General features: G+C 53.3%; 2 pseudogenes. Both read right to left on the bottom strand.

Features of this window, described 5'->3' with window-relative positions:
* Window positions 1–459, bottom strand: a pseudogene (locus tag BHE85_RS17800) (IS630-like element IS630 family transposase); the annotation flags it as partial.
* Between the two features lie 114 nt (window positions 460–573).
* Window positions 574–664, bottom strand: a pseudogene (locus BHE85_RS17795) (IS5 family transposase); the annotation flags it as partial.

Here is a 664-nt window from a genome sequence, read left to right as displayed (position 1 = left end):
ACGGATACGCAGAGTTGGCGCAGCCCTTCGCCACACAATCCCCGCAGACGGCAACCAGCGGCGAACGGTTCCGGCATTTAACTGGCAACCGGTTATCTCATTGATTTTTATTGCCAGCAGTTCTGTACTCCAGCGTGAACGCTGGTAGCCAAAGTCGCCGGGAGAATGTTTTACCAGCTCACGTAACAGTGTGCAGATATGCTCAAACGGCCAGCGACGGGCACGCCCGGCAGGTAATGATTTCAGTCCCTCAACACCCGACTGCGTGAACCAGTTAATCCAGCGTCCAACAGAGGAACGGGCGCAGCAGAGCGTTCTGGCAACGTCGCTGACACGGTCGCCCCGGTGCAGCATCAGCATGGCAGTCAGTCTGCGGGCATAATTTTTATCGTGTGTTTTATGGATGGCTTTCTGCATCAGGCGTCGTTCGTCACGGGAAATTGGTGCTATGATCGGCATTGCTCAGTCCGGTTGGTGATTTGTTTTGATTTGGCGATTGATCAGATCGCACAATCCGGGCTAAGTTCCCTCAAAGGGATCTACTATTCCGCGCAGCTATTTAGGCTGTGTCCCTTAATTACGTAAGCGTTGATAAAAGAGTCGGATGCAGCCCAGTTTCACCATCGCCAGGTAATTTCTCGCCGTTTTGTCGTAACGCGTGGCG

Origin of the sequence: Shigella sp. FC1567, assembly GCF_001743015.1 — a bacterium.
Classification (GTDB): domain Bacteria; phylum Pseudomonadota; class Gammaproteobacteria; order Enterobacterales; family Enterobacteriaceae; genus Escherichia; species Escherichia coli.
The sequence above is the reverse complement of the archived record's forward strand: the minus strand, read 5'-3'. Positions and strand labels throughout refer to the sequence as shown.